General features: G+C 56.9%; 21 protein-coding genes and 1 pseudogene. 11 read left to right on the plus strand and 11 right to left on the minus strand.

The window, feature by feature from the left end; genetic code table 11:
• Positions 1 to 35: 35 nt before the first annotated feature.
• Genes RSAL33209_RS18705 through RSAL33209_RS07975 form a run of 6 tightly spaced genes read right to left on the minus strand, consistent with a single transcriptional unit; the run spans position 36 to position 4892 of the window.
• A complete protein-coding gene (locus RSAL33209_RS18705; protein ID WP_012245219.1) occupies positions 36 to 203 on the minus strand; it encodes a hypothetical protein in 168 nt (55 codons plus the stop codon).
• Between the two features lie 45 nt (positions 204 to 248).
• Positions 249 to 1568, minus strand: coding sequence for an NAD(P)/FAD-dependent oxidoreductase (locus RSAL33209_RS07955; protein ID WP_012245220.1), 1320 nt, complete (start codon positions 1566 to 1568; stop codon positions 249 to 251).
• Positions 1565 to 1819 (minus strand): (2Fe-2S)-binding protein, encoded by a 255-nt coding sequence (locus RSAL33209_RS07960; protein ID WP_041684596.1) that lies wholly within the window; start codon positions 1817 to 1819, stop codon positions 1565 to 1567. Before RSAL33209_RS07960 ends, RSAL33209_RS07955 begins: the two co-directional genes overlap by 4 nt.
• Complete coding sequence (locus RSAL33209_RS07965) at positions 1816 to 2973, minus strand: NAD(P)/FAD-dependent oxidoreductase (RefSeq protein WP_012245221.1); 1158 nt, start codon at positions 2971 to 2973, stop codon at positions 1816 to 1818. The genes RSAL33209_RS07960 and RSAL33209_RS07965 overlap by 4 nt, the downstream gene beginning before the upstream one ends.
• A 21-nt stretch (positions 2974 to 2994) precedes the next feature.
• Complete coding sequence (locus RSAL33209_RS07970; RefSeq protein WP_012245222.1) at positions 2995 to 3999, minus strand: proline racemase family protein; 1005 nt, start codon at positions 3997 to 3999, stop codon at positions 2995 to 2997.
• Positions 3996 to 4892 carry a dihydrodipicolinate synthase family protein gene (locus RSAL33209_RS07975; RefSeq protein ID WP_012245223.1) on the minus strand — a complete coding sequence of 299 codons (897 nt, stop codon included), beginning with the start codon at positions 4890 to 4892 and terminating at the stop codon, positions 3996 to 3998. The genes RSAL33209_RS07970 and RSAL33209_RS07975 overlap by 4 nt, the downstream gene beginning before the upstream one ends.
• 211 nt (positions 4893 to 5103) lie before the next feature.
• Here RSAL33209_RS07975 and RSAL33209_RS18710 point away from each other — a divergent pair, with 211 nt between their 5' ends.
• The 6 genes from RSAL33209_RS18710 (at position 5104) to RSAL33209_RS08000 (ending at position 11987) form a co-directional block, all read left to right on the plus strand.
• Positions 5104 to 6024, plus strand: a complete 921-nt coding sequence (locus RSAL33209_RS18710) for a GMC family oxidoreductase (protein WP_233494151.1) — start codon at positions 5104 to 5106, stop codon at positions 6022 to 6024.
• A gap of 84 nt (positions 6025 to 6108) precedes the next feature.
• Positions 6109 to 6720 (plus strand): GMC oxidoreductase, encoded by a 612-nt coding sequence (locus RSAL33209_RS18715; protein ID WP_233494152.1) that lies wholly within the window; start codon positions 6109 to 6111, stop codon positions 6718 to 6720.
• A 318-nt stretch (positions 6721 to 7038) separates the two neighbouring features.
• Positions 7039 to 8799 (plus strand): FAD/NAD(P)-binding protein, encoded by a 1761-nt coding sequence (locus tag RSAL33209_RS07985; protein WP_012245226.1) that lies wholly within the window; start codon positions 7039 to 7041, stop codon positions 8797 to 8799.
• Positions 8796 to 9404, plus strand: coding sequence for a GNAT family N-acetyltransferase (locus RSAL33209_RS07990; RefSeq protein WP_012245227.1), 609 nt, complete (start codon positions 8796 to 8798; stop codon positions 9402 to 9404). The genes RSAL33209_RS07985 and RSAL33209_RS07990 overlap by 4 nt, the downstream gene beginning before the upstream one ends.
• A complete protein-coding gene (locus RSAL33209_RS07995; RefSeq protein WP_012245228.1) occupies positions 9404 to 10564 on the plus strand; it encodes an MFS transporter in 1161 nt (386 codons plus the stop codon). The genes RSAL33209_RS07990 and RSAL33209_RS07995 overlap by 1 nt, the downstream gene beginning before the upstream one ends.
• Positions 10557 to 11987, plus strand: coding sequence for a lyase family protein (locus tag RSAL33209_RS08000; RefSeq protein ID WP_012245229.1), 1431 nt, complete (start codon positions 10557 to 10559; stop codon positions 11985 to 11987). The genes RSAL33209_RS07995 and RSAL33209_RS08000 overlap by 8 nt, the downstream gene beginning before the upstream one ends.
• Here RSAL33209_RS08000 and RSAL33209_RS08005 read toward each other — a convergent pair.
• Positions 11984 to 13867: pseudogene (locus RSAL33209_RS08005) on the minus strand (FAD-binding monooxygenase). The gene RSAL33209_RS08000 and the pseudogene RSAL33209_RS08005 overlap by 4 nt on opposite strands.
• 135 nt (positions 13868 to 14002) lie before the next feature.
• On the opposite strand from RSAL33209_RS08005, the gene RSAL33209_RS08010 reads away from it, so the two are divergent.
• Positions 14003 to 14725, plus strand: a complete 723-nt coding sequence (locus RSAL33209_RS08010) for an IclR family transcriptional regulator (RefSeq protein ID WP_233494153.1) — start codon at positions 14003 to 14005, stop codon at positions 14723 to 14725.
• Positions 14726 to 14738: 13 nt separating this feature from the next.
• On the opposite strand, the gene RSAL33209_RS08015 is transcribed toward RSAL33209_RS08010, so the two are convergent.
• Both RSAL33209_RS08015 and RSAL33209_RS08020 read right to left on the minus strand, forming a co-directional pair.
• Positions 14739 to 15563: a helix-turn-helix domain-containing protein gene (locus tag RSAL33209_RS08015; RefSeq protein WP_041684597.1), complete on the minus strand. Its 825-nt coding sequence runs from the start codon at positions 15561 to 15563 to the stop codon at positions 14739 to 14741.
• A 99-nt stretch (positions 15564 to 15662) separates the two neighbouring features.
• Positions 15663 to 16292, minus strand: coding sequence for a winged helix-turn-helix transcriptional regulator (locus RSAL33209_RS08020; RefSeq protein ID WP_114597604.1), 630 nt, complete (start codon positions 16290 to 16292; stop codon positions 15663 to 15665).
• Positions 16293 to 16366: 74 nt separating this feature from the next.
• Here RSAL33209_RS08020 and RSAL33209_RS08025 point away from each other — a divergent pair, with 74 nt between their 5' ends.
• The 3 genes from RSAL33209_RS08025 to RSAL33209_RS08030 all read left to right on the plus strand — a co-directional run bounded on the left by RSAL33209_RS08025 (position 16367) and on the right by RSAL33209_RS08030 (position 17583).
• The gene (locus RSAL33209_RS08025) at positions 16367 to 16753 is read left to right on the plus strand and encodes a nuclear transport factor 2-like protein (protein ID WP_012245235.1); all 387 of its coding nucleotides are present in this window, start codon (positions 16367 to 16369) and stop codon (positions 16751 to 16753) included.
• A gap of 91 nt (positions 16754 to 16844) precedes the next feature.
• The gene (locus RSAL33209_RS19230; protein ID WP_169305779.1) at positions 16845 to 17006 is read left to right on the plus strand and encodes an SDR family NAD(P)-dependent oxidoreductase; all 162 of its coding nucleotides are present in this window, start codon (positions 16845 to 16847) and stop codon (positions 17004 to 17006) included.
• The gene (locus RSAL33209_RS08030) at positions 16999 to 17583 is read left to right on the plus strand and encodes an SDR family oxidoreductase (RefSeq protein WP_012245236.1); all 585 of its coding nucleotides are present in this window, start codon (positions 16999 to 17001) and stop codon (positions 17581 to 17583) included. Before RSAL33209_RS19230 ends, RSAL33209_RS08030 begins: the two co-directional genes overlap by 8 nt.
• Here the strand turns inward: RSAL33209_RS08030 and RSAL33209_RS08035 are convergent.
• The gene (locus tag RSAL33209_RS08035; protein WP_012245237.1) at positions 17580 to 18164 is read right to left on the minus strand and encodes a TetR/AcrR family transcriptional regulator; all 585 of its coding nucleotides are present in this window, start codon (positions 18162 to 18164) and stop codon (positions 17580 to 17582) included. The two genes, RSAL33209_RS08030 and RSAL33209_RS08035, sit on opposite strands and share 4 nt — an antisense overlap.
• 70 nt (positions 18165 to 18234) lie before the next feature.
• Here RSAL33209_RS08035 and RSAL33209_RS08040 point away from each other — a divergent pair, with 70 nt between their 5' ends.
• Positions 18235 to 19152 carry an NADP-dependent oxidoreductase gene (locus RSAL33209_RS08040; RefSeq protein WP_041684598.1) on the plus strand — a complete coding sequence of 306 codons (918 nt, stop codon included), beginning with the start codon at positions 18235 to 18237 and terminating at the stop codon, positions 19150 to 19152.
• A gap of 27 nt (positions 19153 to 19179) precedes the next feature.
• Here the strand turns inward: RSAL33209_RS08040 and RSAL33209_RS08045 are convergent, their stop codons facing one another.
• A complete protein-coding gene (locus RSAL33209_RS08045) occupies positions 19180 to 20715 on the minus strand; it encodes an ABC1 kinase family protein (RefSeq protein WP_049759078.1) in 1536 nt (511 codons plus the stop codon).
• Positions 20716 to 20795: the final 80 nt, after the last annotated feature.

Raw genomic sequence — 20795 nt, forward strand, 5'->3', positions numbered from 1 at the left:
CTGCTGAACTCTCCTTGACTGTTTCCTGGGCAAAATTAGTGCTGATTGGCTGGAGTTCGGCCAATTCCAGCCAGGCTCAGGGCAGCGGCGATGGGTCGCTTTTGAATCGGCGCTAGCTCGGCAATGCCGATCGGGCATCCGTGTGCCGTTGACGTCAATGCGGCAGTCGCAAATCCGCAGATCCGGCCCTGACACCAACCCATCCCGGCTCTTGTGCTGAGCTTGGCGGCACGTGGATCGGAAACTTCTTACCAAGAAAGCGCCCTAGCAACTTCCGCAAATTCAGTTTCTTCGCACCGACAGATAACCGTTTCTGGTTCAAGCCAGTTAGCCCAGCTCTGCGGCACCGGATATGCCTGATGCATCGCCTGTGCAAATTGTCCGGCTCGTTGGATCTGACGGCGCAGCCGCTTATCGATGCGCTTTGGCTCACTGAGCCCGGCAGAATCTCGTGCCACGGTGTTACCGGCGAGTTCACCCTCACGCAAGGCTTGGATTGACCCGCCGACGCCGGTCGCCTCGCCGGCGAGGTAAACACCCGGAACGCTGGAGCGCTGCCAAGGATCGACGACGGCGACCAGCGAACCATCAACGTTTACTTTAGTTTCGGCCCCCAAAGCAATAACGAGTTCAAGCGACGGGGTAAAGCCCCAACCGAGGGCAACCAGATCCGCGGCTACGCGACGATCTGTACCGGCAATTATTCGACCTTCAGCATCGACTCGGGCGAATGTCACCGCGGTCACTCGATCTTCACCATGAATCTTGCGGACTACGGTACGAATTCGATAGGGAATCCGATAGCGAGCCAGTGCGCTGGCGTATTCAATCGCTTCAAGCCCCTTTGACGTCTCTCGAAGCGCCGGGGCAATATGCGGTAACCATCGCATCGGACTATTCGCCTCGCAGATCGCCACCACCCGCGCGCCGGCCTGAGCCAGGCCGACTGCAACCGGCAACAGGAATGGTCCAGTACCCGCCACGAGCACTGATTTTCCCGGCACAAATTGGTTGGCTTTAATCATTGCTTGCACTCCGCCAGCGGCCATCACGCCCGGTAGATCCCAGCCGGGTACTGGTAGCTGCCGGTCAGCAGCACCCGGCACAAGAACTATCCGGTGGGCCAGTACCAAACTGCTCCGAGCTGGATCGATGCGGCTTGACGCTGGCGAGGCGTAACTTTCGGTGGTCCGCAAAGCAAATAAGGTGCCAGAAGTGAGCCGGGCTGCTGCCGACCCATTTTCGTCCGGTACATTTTCGTCTGGCACGCTTTCAATGGTCCAGACCTGTCGCTCAGTTTTGAATTCCAACTGACCGGTTCGGGCAAACGCCTGCATTTCAGCGCGGAGTCTGGCAAATTCGCGCCAATGGTGATGACCGGTAGATTCCTTCGCCGGGAAGGCGGAAGGTTTGTTCTCATCAGGATGCCGCCAAAACTGCCCACCGGCTTGTTTTCCGGCGTCAATCAAAGCGACAGAGAGCCCAGCCTGCGCGGCGGCAACGGCTGCGGAAAGCCCGGCCGGACCGGCGCCCACAACGGCAAGATCGAACACCTGAGGCGCGGTCATTTCATCAGTCCTGGGTCAGTGCTACTCAGCTCGGAATCTTCGCTAGCAGGCACCAGACAGGAGCGCTGATTGCGCTGATTGTCTACCGTCAGTAAGCAGTCATAGCAAGCGCAGATTCCGCAGAATACCCCGCGCGGCCGGCCAGACTTACGGGTGGTTCGCCACGAAATTATGCCCGCTCGCAGCAGAGCGGCCGCAACTGTCTCGCCGTCTTGAAATTCAATCTTCTGGCCATCGAAAGTGAAGTTCACGCTGCTACCCCAAAGCGCTCGGGCGCAAAAGGTGTTAGATCCAGATCCGGACGAGCGCCAGAGATCGCTTGCACCATCAGCTTGGCCGTGCCAACTGACAATCCAATTCCGGCCCCTTCGTGCCCGCAGGCATGCCACAGACCGGGCGCCCTGGAATCGTACCCAATCACCGGTACGTGGTCTGGGCAATACGGCCGGTAGCCCCAGTCGGTTCGAAGCGCCTTGGCTTGGGCAAGCACGGGAAACAAAGCAATCGCATCTCGCGCCAGAGCGGCCAAACCCGGCGTCGAAAGTTGATTGTCAAAGCCAGCCCGTTCCCGGCTCGCGCCAATCAGAATGGTGCCAGCCGGCGTGCCTTCCACTACCGGGGAGGTTTGCAAGCCAGCATCAGAACTAGCTACATCACCAACATATTCGGCGGCATAAACCTTGTGCCGCACCGTGAGGGGCAAAGGTTCAGTCACCAAGACAAATCCACGTCGGGGCAGCACTGGCACGTGCACGCCAGCAAGACTTGCGATTTCGCCACCCCACGTTCCGGCTGCATTGATGACATGCTCCGCGGCAATAGCGCCTCGATCAGTTTGCGCGCCGCACACTCGTGCACCTGAGCGCAAGAATCCGGTAACTTTTGTTCCGGCGCAGACTTTTGCACCAGCCTGGCGCGCTAGTCGGAGCAAATGAGTGGTGACTAAAATTGGCTGAACTTGCGCATCTTGAGCGTAAAACGCGGCACCGGCAATCTCTCGGCTCAGATATGGCTCTCGCTCGAAGGCTTCGCTGGGGCTGAGAATTTGAACCTCAACGCCGTGTTGTCGTTGCTGCTTCGCTAACGTCTTGAGCGAGGCAAAGCCACTCTCGCTGCGTGCCACTACCAAGCCGCCCTTAGGCTCAAACTCCCACAGCTCGGCATACTCAGCGAGTTCGTTTCGCCAAATGTCTTGCGAGTACTTGGCTAAGTCGAGTTCATGGCCAACCTCTTTGTCTGAAACAAGGAGATTACCTTCGCCTCTGCTTGAGGTACCAGAGGCAATTGCGCCCTGCTCCACTACCGTCACTGACAGCCCCGCCCGAGCAGCAAAATATGCGCAAGCAGCACCGACGATGCCGCCGCCGATCACCGATACTTCGCTGCGCATAAACTCACTGGGCATGTTGCTCCTTCCCCCACAGCATCAGAGCAAGAACCCGTGCGGAAACGGATCTTCGGGGTCTAGCCGGAACTCGGTGGTGCCGGTGAGCCAAGCTCTGCCAGTGATCGTTGGCACTACAGCCGGGAAATCTCCCACGGTAGTTTCTTCGACAAGACGGCCAATGAATCGGGTGCCCAAAAATGACTCATTGATAAATTCTTCGTTAAGGCCTAGCTCGCCTTTGGCATGCAACTGCGCCATTCGAGCACTAGTTCCCGTGCCACACGGCGATCGATCAAACCAGCCGGGGTGGATCGCCATCGCGTGCCGCGAAAGCTGCGCCGTTGATCCGGGGGCTTGAAGGTAAACGTGGTGACAGCCAGTGATATCCGAACGCAGCTGGTGCACTGGTTTGTGTTGTTCGTTAATCGCATCCATAATCGCCAAACCGGCCTGAAGCAATTCAGCTTTTGCCGAGCGCTCAAAAGGCAAGCCAATTTTCTCTAGCTCGACGACGGCGTAAAAGTTACCACCAAAAGCTAAGTCGTACCCCACCTGGCCCAGTCCCGGAACCGCAACTTGCTGATCGAGTGCCAGCGCAAAAGAGGGCACGTTCCGAATGGTCACGGAGCTGGCTTTGCCGTTCCGCACCGCAACTTCGGCAACCACCAGGCCGGCAGGAGTGTCCAGCCGAATGGTCGTCAACGGCTCCTGCACCTGGACCATACCGGTCTCTACGAGCACCGTAGCCACACCGATCGTGCCGTGGCCGCACATTGGCAAACAGCCAGACGCTTCGATGAACAGCACGCAAAAATCTGCATCTGGACGAGTGGGCGGCTGCAAAATCGCACCGCTCATTGCCGCGTGGCCCCTGGGTTTGTACATCAAGAAGGTACGCAAATCGTCGTGGTTTGCCAGGAACCATTCACGACGCTGAGCCATTGTCTGCCCTGGGAACGTACCCACGCCGTCGACCACGACTCGCGTGGGCATGCCTTCAGTGTGCGACTCGACGGTTTTGATCACCGCCGGATAGTTGGTCACTTATAACCCTTAGCAAGAACTGCTTCGGTGTCTGCGGTGATTTGCGCCCGGGTGGCTTCCGGTAAGGCAAGCCGTGGCGGCCGGGTGATACCACCTTTACGCCCAGCGATGTCTTGCGAGAGCTTGATAGCCTGCACGAATTCGGTTTTCGAATCCCAGCGCAGTAGCGGGTGCAAGTCGCGGTAAATGTCTAAGGCCTTTTTCCAGTCTTCAGCATTGCCTGAGGTTGCCAAGCGGTACAGCTCAATCGTGGATTCCGGGATCGCGTTGGTATAGCCAGCGATCCAGCCCACCGCACCGGCAATTCCCAGCTCAAGAACGACGTCGTCCGAGCCGATCAGCAGCTCCAGATCGGGGGCTTTCTCTTGGGCTTCGTAGGCACGACGCACATCGCCGGAGAATTCCTTGACCGAAGCGATAAGTCCCTCGCCGTGCAACCGAGCGAGCAATGCTGGGGTGAGATCGACCTTGGTATCAATGGGGTTGTTATAAGCCAGAATCGGCAGGCCCACTTTGGCAACGCGACGGTAATGATCGACGACGGAATCCGCATCGGCACGGTAGGAGTTAGGTGGTAACAACATCACGGCCGCCGCAGCATGTTCAGCAAACCGCACACTTTCCAAGGCACCATATGCAGCTACACCTGGGATGACGTTGAATCCCTCAGGCGCCGCAGCAACGGCAACCTCAACAACTCGACGCCGCTCGTCATCGGTCAACGTTTGGTATTCGCCCAAGGAACCGTTTGCCGCTACACCATCGGCACCGGCCTGCGCCAAAAACTTTACGTGCTCCGCGTAACCGTCAAAGTCCACCGAGAGGTCGTCGTTAAAGGCAAGGGTGGTGGCGACATTGACGCCGCGCCACGGGGTAAGTCCAGTCATCTGCATCTCTTTCAGATTGTGAAGGCTCTTACTAATAGCGCCAGAGCCGGTGGGTATCTGCTGCCCTGCACAAGCGATCCTAGATCGTTTCGACTCTCAGTGCGATTGTAATTGCATGAAAATTCAATGCCGAGTCGCAGCAACAATCCAAAAGATACAAAAATTTGTGAGAGTATCACCCAAAGAGTTCAAGGACTTTAGGTTTGGGAGCAATGGCGTGAACCCATCTGAAAACACCGCAAGATTCGCATCCTCGGGCGAAGAGTTCGACTTTGTTATTGTCGGAGCCGGTTCAGCTGGTGCCACGCTAGCAACTCGGCTAAGTGAAGACCCCGCCGTCTCGGGGCTGTTATTAGAAGCTGGCAAGGCCGGCCGAAAGCCCGAAGTCCATATTCCAGCAGCCTTTTCAGCGCTATTTCGCTCCGAACTCGATTGGGATTACAACACCGTTGCCCAGCCCAGTCTGGAGAACCGCTCCATCTACTGGCCTCGGGGCAAGATGCTTGGTGGGTCATCTTCGATCAACGCCATGATGTGGGTTCGTGGCTTTGCGTCCGATTACCAATCTTGGGGAGCGGCCGCGGGTTCAGCATGGTCCTGGCAAAGCCTCTTACCCTACTTCCGTCGGATCGAAAATATTGAGGACAGCACCAACCCTGACCACGGCTCAAGTGGGCCAATGATTGTGGAAGCACAACGCAGCCCGCGTTCGCATACCGAAACCTTTCTGGAAGCCGCACAAGAAATCGGCTTTAGCTTGGCACCACACAACACCGATGCCCCCGAAGGTTTCAATAAGACCATGGTAAACCAACACCACGGTTCCCGATTTAGCGTTGCAGATGCGTATCTCAAGCCCGCCAAAAATCGAGCCAACCTGAGTATCCGCACCCAATGCCACGCGACTAAAGTCATCATCGAAGGGCAGCGAGCGACCGGCGTGGAGTATTACGACGGCGGACTAAAGACCGTTAGAGCGCGTCGAGAAGTAATTCTCAGCGGCGGAACCATCAATGCCCCGCAGCTACTTATGCTCTCTGGTATTGGTCCAGCAGCAGAGCTCAAAACACACGGCATCGAATCGATTGTCGATGCCCCGGAAGTCGGCAAGAACCTTTACGACCACTTGCTATCTTGACTCATTAGCAGAGCAAAGAGTGACACGCTATATTCGGCAAAGACGCCGAAAAACATTGCGAACTACTTGTTTCGAAAAAGGGGCATGCTGACGTCAAATGTTGCCGAAGGATACGGTTTTATTAAAACAAACCCTGAATTAGAATTTGCAGATATTGAAATTATCTTTACCCCGGTGGCATTTATTGGTGAGGGACTACTGCAACCCCCAGAACATGGCCTAACAGTTGGCGCAATTCTGCTGCAACCACAGAGCTCTGGCACTATTTCTTTATCGTCAAAGGACCCGCTGAGCAAGGCTATGGTTGACCCACAATATTTAACCGACCCAGCGGGAAAAGACCGGGAAACCCTTATTGCCGGACTTACAGTCTGTGAGAAGTTATTCCGCACCGAAGCCTTCGCCCCACACCTAGCTGCGGGATATCTCATGCCAGAAAATGCGGATCACCTGGGCGTGGCTGAACTTATTGATCTAGCCATTAACCGTCACGCGCAAACCCTCTACCATCCCGTGGGAACCGCCAGGATGGGGCTAGATCAGCACTCAGTGGTCGATCCCGAACTGCGAGTACGTGGCGTAGCTGGCTTGCGGGTTGCCGACGCTTCAATTATGCCGAACATCATTCGCGGGCACACCAACGCAGCAAGCATTGTGATCGGCGAAAAGGCTGCAGAGTTATTACGAGCAGGCTGAGCCCGCTCTTCCGTAAAGTGTCCCAAGCCCAAATTCAAGATGTATTTGTAGCTAATTTACGGACTAATAAAATAAGAGAAAGTTTTTTACTTTTAGCTAAAAGCAATGGAAATGCCGCCTTGTGATGAAGATCTCATACGCGAATAATTTGCATTAAGTGAAATAGTCAATTATCCTAGATTTTTGTAGCACATAAGCTCACCTATATTATTCAACAAACTCCATAAATAGAATTCTGCGCGCGCAAAAACTTATGAAAATTTTACACCTGTTCATTTTACCTTTTACAAAGATTCATGTATCTGGGAGATTCAACTAATGCACGTATCAGTCGCCATCATCGGAGCTGGTCCGCGAGGACTCAGCGTTTTGGAAAGAATTTGCAGCTCGTTGGGTAACCCCTGGGACACCATGACCGTCCATCTTGTTGATCCAAATCCGCCAGGTGCGGGGACTCATCGCTTGGACCAGCCCAACTATCTGCTGATGAACACCATTTCCGGCCAAGTTTCGATGTTTCGAGCCGGTGATTCCGCCGCAGCTGGCGCCCCGATTAGCGGCCCCAGCTTGGCAGAATGGGCAGGTGTTAACGACCATGAATACCTGTCACGGAGCGTTCTTGGCCACTATCTCTCCTATTGCTATCGGAGATTCCTGAGCGAGGCACCCGAAACCATCACCATTCAGGAGCATCAAAGCACTGCCGAAGGAATCCAACGGCACGCAGATGAATCGTGGACCCTCCAGCTGGCAAATGGCGCAACCCTGGATGCAGATTTCGTCTTCCTCACCACCGGCCACAGCACCAATCAACCCACGGCCGACGACGATGCTCTAGAACAGTTCGCAATCGATAATTTCCGGGCGAACCGACGACTAAATTACTTCCGTAGCTGCTACCCATTGGAGCAGTTCGACGTCATCGCACCCGAGACCAGGGTTGCGGTGCGCGGCATGGGCCTTTCCGCAATTGACGCAGTAGCCAGTCTGACTATTGGTCGCGGTGGTCGGTTCGTAGCCAAGGCCGGCGGCGGACTCACTTATCGACCCAGTGGTGGTGAACCACAGATTTTTGTCTACTCGCGGAGCAATCGAATTTTCTGGGCCAGAGCGGTCAACCAGAAAGCACATGCTGAGTCCTATCAAGCTAATTTCCTGACTGGTGCGCAGATCCAGGCGCTACGTCAGCGCGATGGGCAGCTGGACTTTGAAGAGCAAGTACTCCCACTGCTGGTTGCAGATATGCAAGTTGCCGCGGGAGCCATCGGGGCAACTCCGAATGCCAACGACGTCGAAGCAATTTTGCAATTACCGGCGGACGCCAACCACCCCACTTTGACGCAGACGTCCTTGTCTGAGCACCAATCAGTGATGTCTCAGTTCCTCACGATGGATGCCGACCGGGCAGCCGAAGGGAATCAAACAAACCCGATCAAAACTGCCACCGACGCGGTTCGCGACTTACGCAACGAGCTGCGAATCGCCGTCGAACATCGCGGACTGACCCCGGCCTCACATCAGCGCTTCAACCAGCTTTACGCGCCAATGTTTAATGCCATTGCGGCAGGACCACCAGCCTCACGCTCACTTCAATGGCGAGCGCTGTTTGACAGCGGTGTGTTGCAACTTGCTGCCGGTCCCGGCGCTAAGGTCCGCTTGGACTCTGACTCCGCGCAGTTCGTGATTGAAAGCGAGCAGCAGTCCGAATCAGCCACAAGTTGCGATGTAGTCATCGGCGCAAGCTTGGATACCTTCATGCCGGAACGAGACACTTCAGCTTTGACTCAATCTCTGCTCAAGTCTGGCCTTGCCCGACCCTTCCAAAATGGCTGGTTCCGTCCTGGCGGCTTTGACATTGACAAGGTTGGTCGACTTATCGGCATTGACGGCGATTACACCGCCAACATTTGTGCCTTGGGGCACCTCACTGAGGGGCCAAACTATTTCACCAATATGCTGCCATCACCGGGGGTAGATTCCCGAGTGACCGCAGATGCTGCCGCAGCCGTCGCCGCGATGACAGAATATCTAGGCAAGGTTGGCACCCGACTCGTTTCCCTAGGAGGAGCCCTCTCATGAGTCATATCGCCCAGACGAAAAATTGGATTACGCCGTTTAGTAGCGCTGGCACTTCGGTGACGCTGGTTCCGCTACAAAGCGAGCACGAAGCTGCGCTCATCGATGCCGTGCGCGACGGCGAAGTGTGGAACAACTGGTTTGCTGCGGTGCCGCGCCCTGAGGGAATGGCCGAGGAAATCCAATGGCGGCTTTCGCTCGCGAATGAAGGGCGAATGGTGCCGTTCACGGTGATCAACGCCGAGGGCAAAATTGTGGGAATGACCAGTTACATGAACGTCGATTCGGCCAACTGTCGGCTGGAAATAGGCCACACCTGGTACGCCAAAAGCGTGCAACGTACCTCGCTCAACACCGAGGCGAAGCTGCTCTTGTTAACCACGGCTTTCGAAGAATATGACTGCATCTCCGTGGGATTCCGCACCGCATTTTTCAATCAAGCCAGCCGCCGGGCAATTGAACGGTTAGGCGCTAAATTAGAAGGAATTTGGCGCAATCACCTGATTCTTGCCGACGGTACGCTTCGAGACACCTGTTATTACAGCGTCATCAACGGCGAATGGCCCGCCGTTCGCCGGCACCTCAACTGGCTACTTGAGCGAGCATAGTGCGATTCACAGCTAAGGTTGTGGTCTTTTTATTGGGACTATGCGCACTACTAAATATTTACTCAACCCAGCCGTTGTTACCTGCGCTGGCACGGGATCTGAACGTTCCGCTCAATCTCACCACCTGGACGATTAGCGCCACGACTTTAGGTGTTGCTGTGATGGCACCTTTTGCTGGCTCCGTCTCTGATTATCTGGGCCGGAAACGGGTTATGGTTGCCGCCATTGTGGCAACTTCCGTGGTGACCTTAGCCTGCGCCGCGGCCTGGAACTTTGAAGCGCTTATGGTCTTCAGATTTGCGCAAGGCTTGCTGATTCCGTTTGTTTTCGCAGTTGCGGTTACCTATTTGGCTGAAGAGTATTCCGGGTCGACGGTGATCGCGGCCAACGCGCTGTACATCTCAGGTACCGCGTTTGGCGGCTTTTGTGGGCGATTCCTTTCCGGCGCGGTAACCACCGCATTTGGTTGGCGGTCTTCCTTCATCTTGCTTGGCCTTGTGCTCTTGCTCGTCTTGATCAGCACAGTCGCTTGGTTACCGCGCGAGTCCAACTTTCAACGGTCCACTTCGCTACTGGCGAGTTTGCGCGGCATCGGGCAGCACTTCCGCAATTGGCGGCTCTTGGCAACGTGCCTGATTGGCGCGTCCATTCTGTTCCTCCAGGTTGGTGCCTTTACCTACTCCGGACTGTATTTAGAGACCTTCGGATTAGGTGTCTTTGAAATTGGCGCAGTTTTTGCCGTGTTCTTGGTCGCGGTAGTGGTCACGCCAATTACTAGCCGCTTGATCAGCCGAATCGGTCGGCTAAAAACCTTCGCGGCGGCCAATGTGGTCTCACTCGCTGGCCTGGCCGTCACGATGATTCCGGCGGTCCCCGCAGTGATTACCGGCCTGGCAGGCTCATCAACTGGCGTCTTTTCCGCGCAGTCTTGCGCTACCGGATACGCCGCGGAGTCCGGCAAAGCGGCCCGGTCCAGCGCCGTCGGCCTGTATTTGACCTCCTACTATGCCGGCGGCAGCATCGGCGCAATCGTGCCGGCACCGTTTTATGCCGCTGGGGGTTGGCCGGCTTGCGCAGGACTACTGGCTGGCGTGACCGTTGTCAGTATGGTGATTGCGGTATTGGCCTGGTCAAAAAAATCTAAGGAATCCCATGCCTAATACCTTCGCACTTGAAAAGCGGGATATCTTTTTCTGGCTTTGCCAGTTGGATAAAGCGTCAACCGTGATGACCGTCGAGGAAGGCATCGCGCCGGAAAATATCGGCGCACAAACTGCGTCGGCGCTCCGAAAGATCATCGCTGAGGCCGATCTTCCCGGCGCGGAGCGGCCGACCGACTATTTACAGGTGGGCCCGCTGCTTCGGGCGATTGTTGGGCCAGATAGCTCACGAATTCACGCTGGGCGTAGTCGGCAGGACATTTTGGCAACTGTGCACCGACTCCTGCTACGGGATCGCCTCCTTCTGGTCCTGCACGGACTCTCTGAGCTACGTGCGGGCCTGCTTCGGTTGGCAGCGCAATACCGCACGGCGGTGCTGCCGGCTTATACGAACGGAGTTCAGGCACAACCGGTGAGCTTTGGACACCTGGCGTTGGGCTACGAGGCGACTCTACAACGTGCATCGCAGCGCCTCACGGAGGCCTTTCCGCGCGTAAACAGCTCGCCATTGGGCGGCGCTGCCTTGGCTACCTCTAGTTTCCCGGTGAATCGGACGCGGCTAGCCGAGCTGCTGGGCTTTGATCAGCCGGTGCAGAACTCCTTCGATGCAGTGCAGTTATCGCCAATTGATGTGGGCTTTGAAGTCGCGGCCGGTGCGATGGGACTTGCCCTCTCCGTGGGCACTTTTGTGCAAGATGTGCACGCCCAGTTCCACCACGCGAAGCCTTGGCTACTGCTCGATGACGACGCGTTGCTGGCTCCCAGCACATTGATGCCACAAAAGCGCAATCCGGTGGCGCTGAATCGAGCGCGACTGTTAGCTAGCGAAGTGGTGGGCGACGGCGTATCAACAGCATTTGCCGCACATAATGTGAGTTCTGGGCTCACCGATTACAAACGCGGCGAAGCAGCCCGCACGCTTGAAAGAACGGTAGCCATGTTGGCCGAAGTCAACGCAATCGTTGCCGCTTTGCGGGTAGATTCGGCGGCTGCGCTGGCCGAGGTTCGGGCCGATTATTCGACGACCTCAGAGCTAGCCAACATCTTGCAACGCGATGCCGATGTGCCCTTTCATACTGGGCACCAGTTCGCTTCAGAGTTGGTAACCTTTGGCCGGGGTGCTGGATTACTCGCTGATGAGATTCCGTTCAGCGAGGCACAACGCATTTATCGTGCGACCGCAGGGCAAGAGATCCCGCTTGATGAAACCCAGTTCCGTAGCGCACTAGATCCAGTGGCGATGGTGGCCGGGTTCCGGGGTCTTGGCGGGCCACAAGCTGCAGAGTTCGAGCGGATGCACGGTGACTCGGCAGCTATTCTGGCGAGCGATAACGATTGGCTGCTCGACGTCGAAAGTCGACTTAGCCTGACCGAAGCCAGGCTCGATACGCAACTGGACGCATTGGCCCAATCCGCGAATTAGTGCGCGGCGAGCATATTGCCTTTGAAGAACTCGGCGAGCTCACTCGTCGCGGTCAGCGGCAGCACCTGGGCTACATACTGGTCCGGCCGAACAACGACGACGCAGCCTGCCGAGCGATCAATCCCGCGCAAGGCGAAAATGTCATTTTCCGGATCTGCCGCATAGATCTTTTCGTAGTCGATGAGATCAAATGGTCCGGTGCGCGGCAAGAAAATCTGCGGCACTGCGGTGATATCCACGTCGATGTGTTGCTGTGGGAAGATCACTTTCACGTCGAAAACGCTGTCGATGCCAGCATCGCTTGGCGTGTACGCCGCTACGGGTGATTCCGGAGCGCTCTGCAACCATTGCGCCCATTCGGTTAGCGCGGCGCTGCCTTCTGCACCGTTCGCGCCAAAGGCATAGATCCGCCAGCGTCCGTCGGCACGGTGATGATGGCCTAGCTGCACCGGGTTGCCATCCGCCACTCTGGCTACCGGCGCAGATTTGAATCGCTTCCCGACCGGAAAGCCGGTTGCCAGTTCCTGATGCCGTGCTTCACCAATCAGCATCGAGGGCTGGTACTCCGTCATAAAGCCAGCCGGGAACTCGGCAGTACGAACGTAGAACTCGCCTAGCGCCTTGGGGTCTTCGAACTCTTCGGGCTTCTTCGCCATCAGGGTAGACCATTCTTTGTCAAAGTCGATCAGATTCTTGGCAATCACCTGACGCTCTGCGGAATAGGTATCCAGCAAGCTTTCCGGGCTTAGTCCGGTCAACACCTGCGCAAGTTTCCAACCGAGGTTAAACCCGTCCCGCATCGAAACATTCATACCTTGCCCAGCTTTTGCACTGTGCGTATGGCAAGCATCGCCGGTGATGAAAACTCGCGGTGATCGGCCGCTCTGGTCTGAGGCGTCGTCGAAATGGTCAGTGAGCCGATGCGCGACCTCGTAAACGCTGTACCAGGCAACGTCCTTCACCTCGAGCGTATAGGGATGCAAGATTTAATTTGCCTTGGCGATCGCTGTTTCGACCGTCGTCTTACGGACCGCGCCGTCATCGTCCGCGGCAACTTCACCCAGGTCAACATACATCCGGAAGAGGTAGCCGCCTTCCCGGGGAATGTGCAAAATGCTGCCAGCTTGAGATTGGATGGCGTACTTAGTCCGGATATCAGGGAAGTCGGTGACGGCGAGCGTGTCCATGACCGCCCAGGCATGAAATGCTTGATCGCCTAACAGCGTTCGGCCGATTGACTCCCGCACCGGGCTGCGAGCGCCGTCGCAACCGACAACATATTTTGCGCGCACCTGGCGCTGTTGACCGATTCGATCGCCAGCGGTATCGCGCAGCGTCACGGTTACCGGGAACTCACCATGCTCAGCTACTTCGAGATCAAGAAATTCCAAGCCAAAGTCTGGCGTCATCCGAGTTGGTGAGTTCTTCATGACCTCGGCAAAATAGTCCAATACGCGAGCTTGGTTGACGATCAGGTGCGGGAATTCGCTGATTCCCATCGCATCGTCAACAGCCCGATCCGTCCGAGTAATTTTGCTAGGGTCGCTTGCGTCGGGGCCCCAGAAACTCATCTCGGTGATTCGGTAAGCCTCGCTAATGATCCGTTCGGCAAAGCCAAAGGCTTGGAAAGTTTCCACGCTACGAGCCTGAATACCGTCAGCTTGGCCAATTGCGAGTCGGCCAGGTCGCCGCTCCACAATCCGCGTGTTAATACCGGGGAACTGCGATAACTGCGCGGCGAGGATCATGCCAGCTGGGCCGGCGCCAACAATCAGCACATCGACTTCGTCCGGAAGCTCTTCGGAACGGTTCAATCCCGTTCCGGCCGCTGGGCTTATTCGCGGGTCACCGGATACATAGCCATGGTGGTGAAACTGCATGGATTCCTCACAAGTCATCATCGAGTTGCTGTTGACGTCAGCGTCAAAGTAGATATTCTATTATCGAACAATGAATTCTACTATTGGAATAGATCGTAACCGAGCTGGTTTCGGTCCGCAATGAAAATGGTCTCGATGGCGAAAAATTCAAGCGGCGTGGGCAATGCGTCGGCGGCTTCGCAAACGCTCAGCCGAGGTATTCAGGTCTTAGAGATCTTGGCAGCAGCGCCACAGCCGTTATCTATTGACGAGCTCACCGATCAACTGTCGGTGCACCGATCCATTGCCTATCGCTTGATTCGCACCCTGGAGATGCATAACTTACTCACCCGCGACGTGGCAGGTCGAATCCAACTCGGCTCCGGCCTAGCCGCGCTAGCCGCCGGCGTCGCCCGGGACCTGCAAGCCGAGGCGATGCCGGAACTCACCACGGCAGCGAATGAACTGGGCATAACCTGTTTCCTCACCGTGCTGGAACGGGACGAATGCGTAACGCTGCTGAGCGTGGAACCACGGCACGCGATGGGCACTGTTGCACAACGACCCGGAACCCGCCATCCCATTACCTTGGGCGCGCCCGGCAAAGCGATACTCAGCCAGCTGCCAGCGGAAGCTTGGCCGCCAGGGGTCGGGGCAGCGTTAGTCCAGCAAATCCACCAAGCTGCCGAGCGTCAATGGGCTGAAAGCCAGGATGAAGTGATCCCCAGTTTGCACGCCGTCGCTGTGCCGTTGCCGTTACGTGGCAGGGCTCCGGCAGCAATCGCCGCCGTGTATCTACCCAGCGGTACAGTCAGTTGCTCACCGACTAGGACAATCTGCAGCGAACATCCGCGCTGCTCTGGGTGGTTGATCAGCTAGTCGCTGGCCGAGGTTAGTTAGCAGCTGATGCCACTAACGTGCCGAGTAGCGTCAACGCGTCAGCGCTGGCCGAGCCCGGTGCAGCGCGATACACGATCAGTTCCTGTCCCGGGACGGCTTTCACCGCGAAAGCGTTCATCTGCAGCGTCAGCTCGCCAACCGCTCGGTGCCGAAATCGTTTGCTTTCAAGGAGCTTGCCCTGCGCATCATGCCGAGCCCAGAGTTCGACGAAATCAGGACTCGAAGTCAGCAGGGTCTGAAGAACTTCAGCAATTCTGGGGTCCTCAGGGAACTCACCGTGCAAAACTCGGAAGCCAGCGACGCTGTTTGCTGCGACCTTGTGCCAATCGGAGTAGAAGGAACGACCCTCTGGCGCCAAGAAGATCTGCATCAACAGGTTGGGCCCAAAGCTAAACTCTTCGAATAGCGCGTAAGCGAGTTGATTGCCAGCAAGCACATCGTAGGCGCGGCCCAAGACCAGGGCCGGATTATTGGGCCACATATGCAATAGCGAGAGCAACTCCGGGCTAACACGTTCCACGCTGCCAGCAGGTTGAAACGTAGGAACTATCCGGGCCAAGCGAAAAAGATGTTGCTGCGCGTCAGATTCAAGGCGCAGCACCGAACTAAGTGCCGCGAGGACTTGCACGGAAGGATGCCGCTCGCGCCCCTGCTCCAGCCGAATGTAGTAATCAACGCTGACGCCAGCCAGGGTTGCGACCTCTTCGCGGCGCAGGCCAGGTACCCGTCGGCGACCGTGCGAGGGTAGACCGAGCGTTTCGGAACTGACCTGAGCGCGCCGTGCGCGCAGATACTCGCCCAATAGATTCTCAGCCATGGCTATCATTTTAGGGCGGCTACCCGGACCAAACCAGGGTGCGGCACTCCTAGGCAGAACCCAGCGAATCCCAGTCCAAATTTTCCGCGCAGGGCGTTGTCAGGGAAGGACGCGAGACAGTGCCTTGACGTCGCCCTGAACTTCAACGCCACGCGCTTCGGCAGCAGCGAGATCCAGGATCCCTTGAAAAAGTGCCACAAGGCTTGGTCCGGGGCCAGACACAATTGCTCGGATCTCTGCCTCGCGTGAACAAGGCGCCGTGCTGACCATACCGTCGGCGGCAGTAAGGTCAAATCCGTCCTCTATAGTGCCAAACCGGATGGTGCTTCCGGGTGCCTGCGGCCTATGATCCTGAAGCAAGTACTGAGCCGGCTGACTGAGCCAATGCATCTGGAAGGCGGCCTCCGGGGAAGCAGCCGGGACCATCGGGGCACCCCACTTGAGAAGTTCGCGGATGACGCCGTCGAGTGCTTCCCCGCGCTCCGTCAGTCGATAGACGGCCAAGCCCATAACTCCCGCCGTCTGCTCGCGCGCAACGACGTCGTGATCCTCCAGATAGCGCAACCGCTGCGTCAGCAGATTTGTTGCAATGCCAGCCAACCCACGCTGCAGCTCGCCAAACCGGAGTGAGCCTTGAATTAGCAACTCCCGCACCACCAGGAGCGTCCATCGATCACCAATAAGGTCGAGCGATTGCGCAACAGCGCACAGCTGGCCATAAGACTTCATGTGCAAAACCCCTTGACTTTATCAAGCTCTTACTTGAGATAATAAAGCACTATTGTCGATTCGGGAGGATTGCCATGCTCAATAAATTGTCATCCAACGCACCGGAGACGTTGAACAGCTACTACCGTATTCTGCAAGGCGGAGCCACCGATTACCAGGGCGGTTCGCGGATGCGCGAGCTCCTGACTGAGCAGCTGGACTTCACGGGTGCACTTGCCGGACACCTGCAAAATACCACCGAAGGATTTCTGCGCGGCGTCGCGGGATTCATCAGCACTGTGCAGCAACTGGAGATTATTCAGGACGTGCACGACGACGCCGGCTCAGCCGTACTCTATACCGCCACCATGCCAGGCGGGCCGATGATGTTCGCCGAGTTCTTCACCTTTGAGAACGAGCGCATTGCCACATTGCGCTTACATTACAACGGCCCGGAATACCTTGAGAAAGGCGGTCGATGAAAGCGCGGTAAGGCTTGCTCGAACAGGGTGCAGTACTCCTAGGCACAAGACGGCCTTCACCCGGCGTCGAGCGAACAGCAGAATCTTTGTCATGAACAATAAATTCAACGAAAAAGTCATGCTGGTCACCGGTGCGAGTAGCGGAATCGGCGAGGCGATCGCGCGCCGACTTGCCGCTGAAGGCCATCACATAGTGCTCACCGGCCGACGCCTGGATCGACTGAACACATATCGTCGCCGAACTCGTGAATGACGGACATTCTGCCGAAGCCTACCTGCTCGACGTCGCCGACCGAGCAGCATTCGCCACACTCATCACCGACGTCGTCGCAAGGCACGGACGCCTTGACGTTCTGGTGGGCAACGCCGGCCAGATGTTGCTCTCCCGGCGCGATTCGCTCTTAGGCGATGAATGGGACCGGATGTTCGAGGTCAATGTACGCGGGTTATACAACGGCATTGCTGCTGTGCTGCCGCATTTCCAGGAGGCTAAGTCCGGCCATTTCATCACCATTGCTTCGGTTGGTGCCCGCGAAGTCTCCCCCACGTCAGCGATCTACTCCGTCACGAAATTCGCGGCGTGGGCGCTGACCGAGGGGCTTCGCCAAGAGTCCGATCCGTCAATCCGGGTCACCACCGTCTCGCCCGGCGTGACCGAATCCGAACTTGCCCGGCACATCACCGATCCGCATGCTGCTGATTTGATGGTTGGCTACCGAGCTGCGCAGATCCCGGCGGACGCTATTGCCCGGGCGGTCAGTTTCGCCATTTCCCAGCCAGCCGACGTCGATGTCAACGAGCTCATTATTCGGCCCACTGGCCAACGTTAGCGAGTATCTGCGGCGCCAACTGCCCAAGCGGCCTCGATCATCCGAAAGATCTCAGCCACAGCAGGCTCGGGGCTATCCGCCTCACGAGCTAGTGAAATCGCATCGACGGCGAACCTTGCGATCATCCGGCAAGCCGTTGACACCTCGGCTAATCCCAAATGCGCGGCGAGAGCGTTGGCAAGAGCCACGGCATGCCGGGACCGCATTGACTCTTCATACCGGCGAAGGGCCGGAGTTTCGTCAATGAGCCGCCAAACTGGCGTGGCGTTTTCCGCCGCGCAGTGCTGTACGAGCGCCAGAACCTCACTGCGTAAGGCAGGCATGAACGGCTCTTGCGCTGTTCGTTCAGTTACCGCACCAACAAGACGTTGTTCAAAATCTTCATCCAGTTCAAACACCAAAGCTTCTTTCGAGGCGAAATGGGCGAAGAGCGTGGTGACTGCTACATCCGCTTCCGCGGCAACATCACGAATACCGACCTCGTCATAACCGCGCTCTAGAAAGAGCCGCAGCGCGGTATCAGCGATGTTCTGCCGAGTCGCAGCTTTTTTACGCTCACGTCGTCCAGGCGGCATAGTCATGAATTAAAGCTATCAGATTCGATACACTAACTGTTCTAAAACCATAACTGTTAGTGTTATGCTGCATCGTATGAAAATGATGAGTTTCGCCGAGTTCGGCGGTCCAGAAGTTCTGCAAATTATTGACGCTGAAGCGCCCGATGCCGGTCCTGGCCAAGTACGCATCGCGGTGCGTTCGGCGGGAGTAAACCCGGTCGATTGGCGGATACGCGAGGGGCAGTTCCTCGAAGCGCATCCGATTGAGCTGCCTTCAGGTGTTGGCATCGACGCAGCCGGCGTGGTTGACCAGATTGGTGAGGGCGTCGAGGGTTACAAAGTGGGCGACCACGTCTTTGGCGAAGGAACAAACACGTACGCCGAGTTCGCTGTGCTATCCGCTTGGGCTCCGATGCCGGAGGGCCTAGCTTTCGAGGAGGCTGCTGGCTACGCCTCGGTAGTGGAAACGGCGCTGCGAATTATCCGAGAAGTTGGTGTGCAAGCCGGGCAAACACTGCTGGTTAGTGGCGCGTCTGGCGGTGTGGGATCAGCGGTGCTACAGATTGCCCGCGATCGTGGCATCAAGGTAATCGGTACTGCTGGGGCGGCAAATCAAGATTATTTGCGTAGCTTAGGCGCTCTTGGCGCAACTTACGGTGCTGGTTGGGTTGAACGTGTACAGCAGCTTGGTCGAGTGGACGCCGCTCTCGACCTTGCCGGCTCGGGAGTTTTGCCGGAACTTGTCGAGCTAACCGGTGATCCTGCGCGGGTGGTATCGATTGCAGACCTCAGCGCGGCGGAATTCGGGGTTCGATTCTCTGGCGTGGCTGGAAGTGTGCCAGATGCGCTTATCGAAGCCAGCAACCTCATCTCACAAGGAAAGCTTCACATTCCGGTCGAGAAGATTTACCCGCTCGAATCCGCCGCGGAAGCGCAGCGAGACAGCCAGGCTGGGCACAGCCGCGGTCGGCGAGTGGTGGTGCCCTCAGCACCGGCGCAGCTTACGCAGTGAATCAGCTTACTCGGCGAATCAATTTACTTAGCGGCGACGTCGGCCCAACCATAAGCCGCGCAGTAGCGGCAACGCGGAGGCGATCATCAGCACGTTGCCCAGTACAGCGTCGTTTGCGCGAACCAGGGCGCCGGCGATCAGCAACGCAGCGAAGACCAAGGCAGAAGCAGCACGTTGCGCAATCCGGTTGAGCAAGACAACTTGGCGCTCAAGGCGTGGCGTGGACACCGAAAGCGAGCCATCTTCAATCTGGCCTAGGACGCCGTCCAGACGTTTTGGCAATGCTAACGCTATTCCGGCAATTTCCAGCCCTTGCTTGGCAAGGTCTTGAACTACGTTGACGCGCTCGTCGCGCAAAAACTGGGCAGCATAAGGCTCCACGGAGTCCCATAGATTGAACTTCGCATTCAACGAGCTACAGACCCCTGAGGTAAAGGACATCGCTCGGATGATCAGCAGAAAATTTTCCGGCAGCTGAAAGGGTAAGGAGCGAACTACGTCGCCAAATTCGGTGGCAAAATCCCGGAATTCACGCGGGTCAACCTCTCGAAGCTCAGCGAACCCCATACCCCCAAATCGGGCGAAGAGTTGTGTCATCGCCCGCTCCAGATCGACGGTGTTGGCTGATGGCACCAGCACGCCCAGATCGCTGATAGCGCCGACTAAGCCCTTACCGTCACGAGATGCTGCCGCAATGAGCAACTTTCGCAAACCGCTGCGCGTGCTAGTGCCAATCTCCCCCATCATGCCAAAGTCAATAAACGTCAGCTTCCATTGCTGCTCTGCTGATGAATCGTTAGTCGGCGTGACGAAGATATTTCCTGGAGGCGGATCCGCGTGGAAAAAACCGTTAGTGAACATCTGATCAAACATGATCGAGGCGAAAACTGGTGCAACTTCAGCGGGGTCAATACCCGCAGCGAGGAGGGCTTTTGCGTCGGTGATTTTGATTGCCGTGACATCTTCGAGCGTGAGCACCCGTCGGCTGGTTCGCTCCCAGACCACCTCGGGCACGGCAACGCGCGGATCTTCGGCAAAGTCCGCGGCAAAACTCGCTGAATTAGCGGCTTCCTGAAGATAGCCAGTCTCTTGGCGGCTCGTCTTCGCGAACTCTTCAACCAATGCCGGTATGTTGGCCCGATTGGATATGAATCGAACATGGCTAAGCCATCCGCATACTTTTCGCAGCGCTGCCAAATCAACGTCAACAATCGCCTCGATACCAGGTCTTTGCACTTTCAACACGACAGAACTGAGCCCGGTATCGGCGGCATCTGCTGGCAGAAGTTGCGCGCGGTGCGCTTGGCCAAGGGAAGCTGCAGCAATCGGAGTTTCCTCGACTGAGGCGAAGATTTTCGCCAGTGGCGCGCCCAGCTCAGACTCGGCCAGGGCACGAATCGCGTCGAAGGGAACGGGCGGCACCTCATCTTGCAGACCCTCAAGCTCCGCGGTAATTTCGGGCTGAAGGACATCAAGTCGTGAAGACAAGAACTGACCAACCTTGATCATGAGACCACTCAGGTCTACTGCGAGCAAATGGAACCGTTGCGCAAAGCGACGCATTCGTTTCGCGCGATTCCGCTCGGCGATCTTGGCTAGGCCCAAGCACGGCGACAACCTGAATCGCCCCGGTGTGTCCGGAG

It is taken from the genome of Renibacterium salmoninarum ATCC 33209 (assembly GCF_000018885.1).
In the GTDB taxonomy this organism is placed as follows: Bacteria; Actinomycetota; Actinomycetes; order Actinomycetales; family Micrococcaceae; genus Renibacterium; species Renibacterium salmoninarum.

What these genes read in the sequence shown, in the direction of transcription:
- RSAL33209_RS07985 (WP_012245226.1), top strand. Translation starts at nt 7,039, where the DNA reads ATGCACGTATCAGTCGCCATCATCGGAGCTGGTCCGCGAGGACTCAGC.
- RSAL33209_RS08000 (WP_012245229.1), top strand. Translation starts at nt 10,557, where the DNA reads ATGCCTAATACCTTCGCACTTGAAAAGCGGGATATCTTTTTCTGGCTT.
- RSAL33209_RS18705 (WP_012245219.1), bottom strand. Translation starts at nt 203, where the DNA reads ATGGGTTGGTGTCAGGGCCGGATCTGCGGATTTGCGACTGCCGCATTG.
- RSAL33209_RS08035 (WP_012245237.1), bottom strand. Translation starts at nt 18,164, where the DNA reads ATGACTATGCCGCCTGGACGACGTGAGCGTAAAAAAGCTGCGACTCGG.
- RSAL33209_RS18715 (WP_233494152.1), top strand. Translation starts at nt 6,109, where the DNA reads ATGCTGACGTCAAATGTTGCCGAAGGATACGGTTTTATTAAAACAAAC.
- RSAL33209_RS08045 (WP_049759078.1), bottom strand. Translation starts at nt 20,715, where the DNA reads ATGCGTCGCTTTGCGCAACGGTTCCATTTGCTCGCAGTAGACCTGAGT.
- RSAL33209_RS08010 (WP_233494153.1), top strand. Translation starts at nt 14,003, where the DNA reads ATGGCGAAAAATTCAAGCGGCGTGGGCAATGCGTCGGCGGCTTCGCAA.
- RSAL33209_RS07990 (WP_012245227.1), top strand. Translation starts at nt 8,796, where the DNA reads ATGAGTCATATCGCCCAGACGAAAAATTGGATTACGCCGTTTAGTAGC.
- RSAL33209_RS08020 (WP_114597604.1), bottom strand. Translation starts at nt 16,292, where the DNA reads ATGAAGTCTTATGGCCAGCTGTGCGCTGTTGCGCAATCGCTCGACCTT.
- RSAL33209_RS19230 (WP_169305779.1), top strand. Translation starts at nt 16,845, where the DNA reads ATGAACAATAAATTCAACGAAAAAGTCATGCTGGTCACCGGTGCGAGT.
- RSAL33209_RS08015 (WP_041684597.1), bottom strand. Translation starts at nt 15,563, where the DNA reads ATGGCTGAGAATCTATTGGGCGAGTATCTGCGCGCACGGCGCGCTCAG.
- RSAL33209_RS07975 (WP_012245223.1), bottom strand. Translation starts at nt 4,892, where the DNA reads ATGCAGATGACTGGACTTACCCCGTGGCGCGGCGTCAATGTCGCCACC.
- RSAL33209_RS07955 (WP_012245220.1), bottom strand. Translation starts at nt 1,568, where the DNA reads ATGACCGCGCCTCAGGTGTTCGATCTTGCCGTTGTGGGCGCCGGTCCG.
- RSAL33209_RS07965 (WP_012245221.1), bottom strand. Translation starts at nt 2,973, where the DNA reads ATGCCCAGTGAGTTTATGCGCAGCGAAGTATCGGTGATCGGCGGCGGC.
- RSAL33209_RS08040 (WP_041684598.1), top strand. Translation starts at nt 18,235, where the DNA reads ATGAAAATGATGAGTTTCGCCGAGTTCGGCGGTCCAGAAGTTCTGCAA.
- RSAL33209_RS08025 (WP_012245235.1), top strand. Translation starts at nt 16,367, where the DNA reads ATGCTCAATAAATTGTCATCCAACGCACCGGAGACGTTGAACAGCTAC.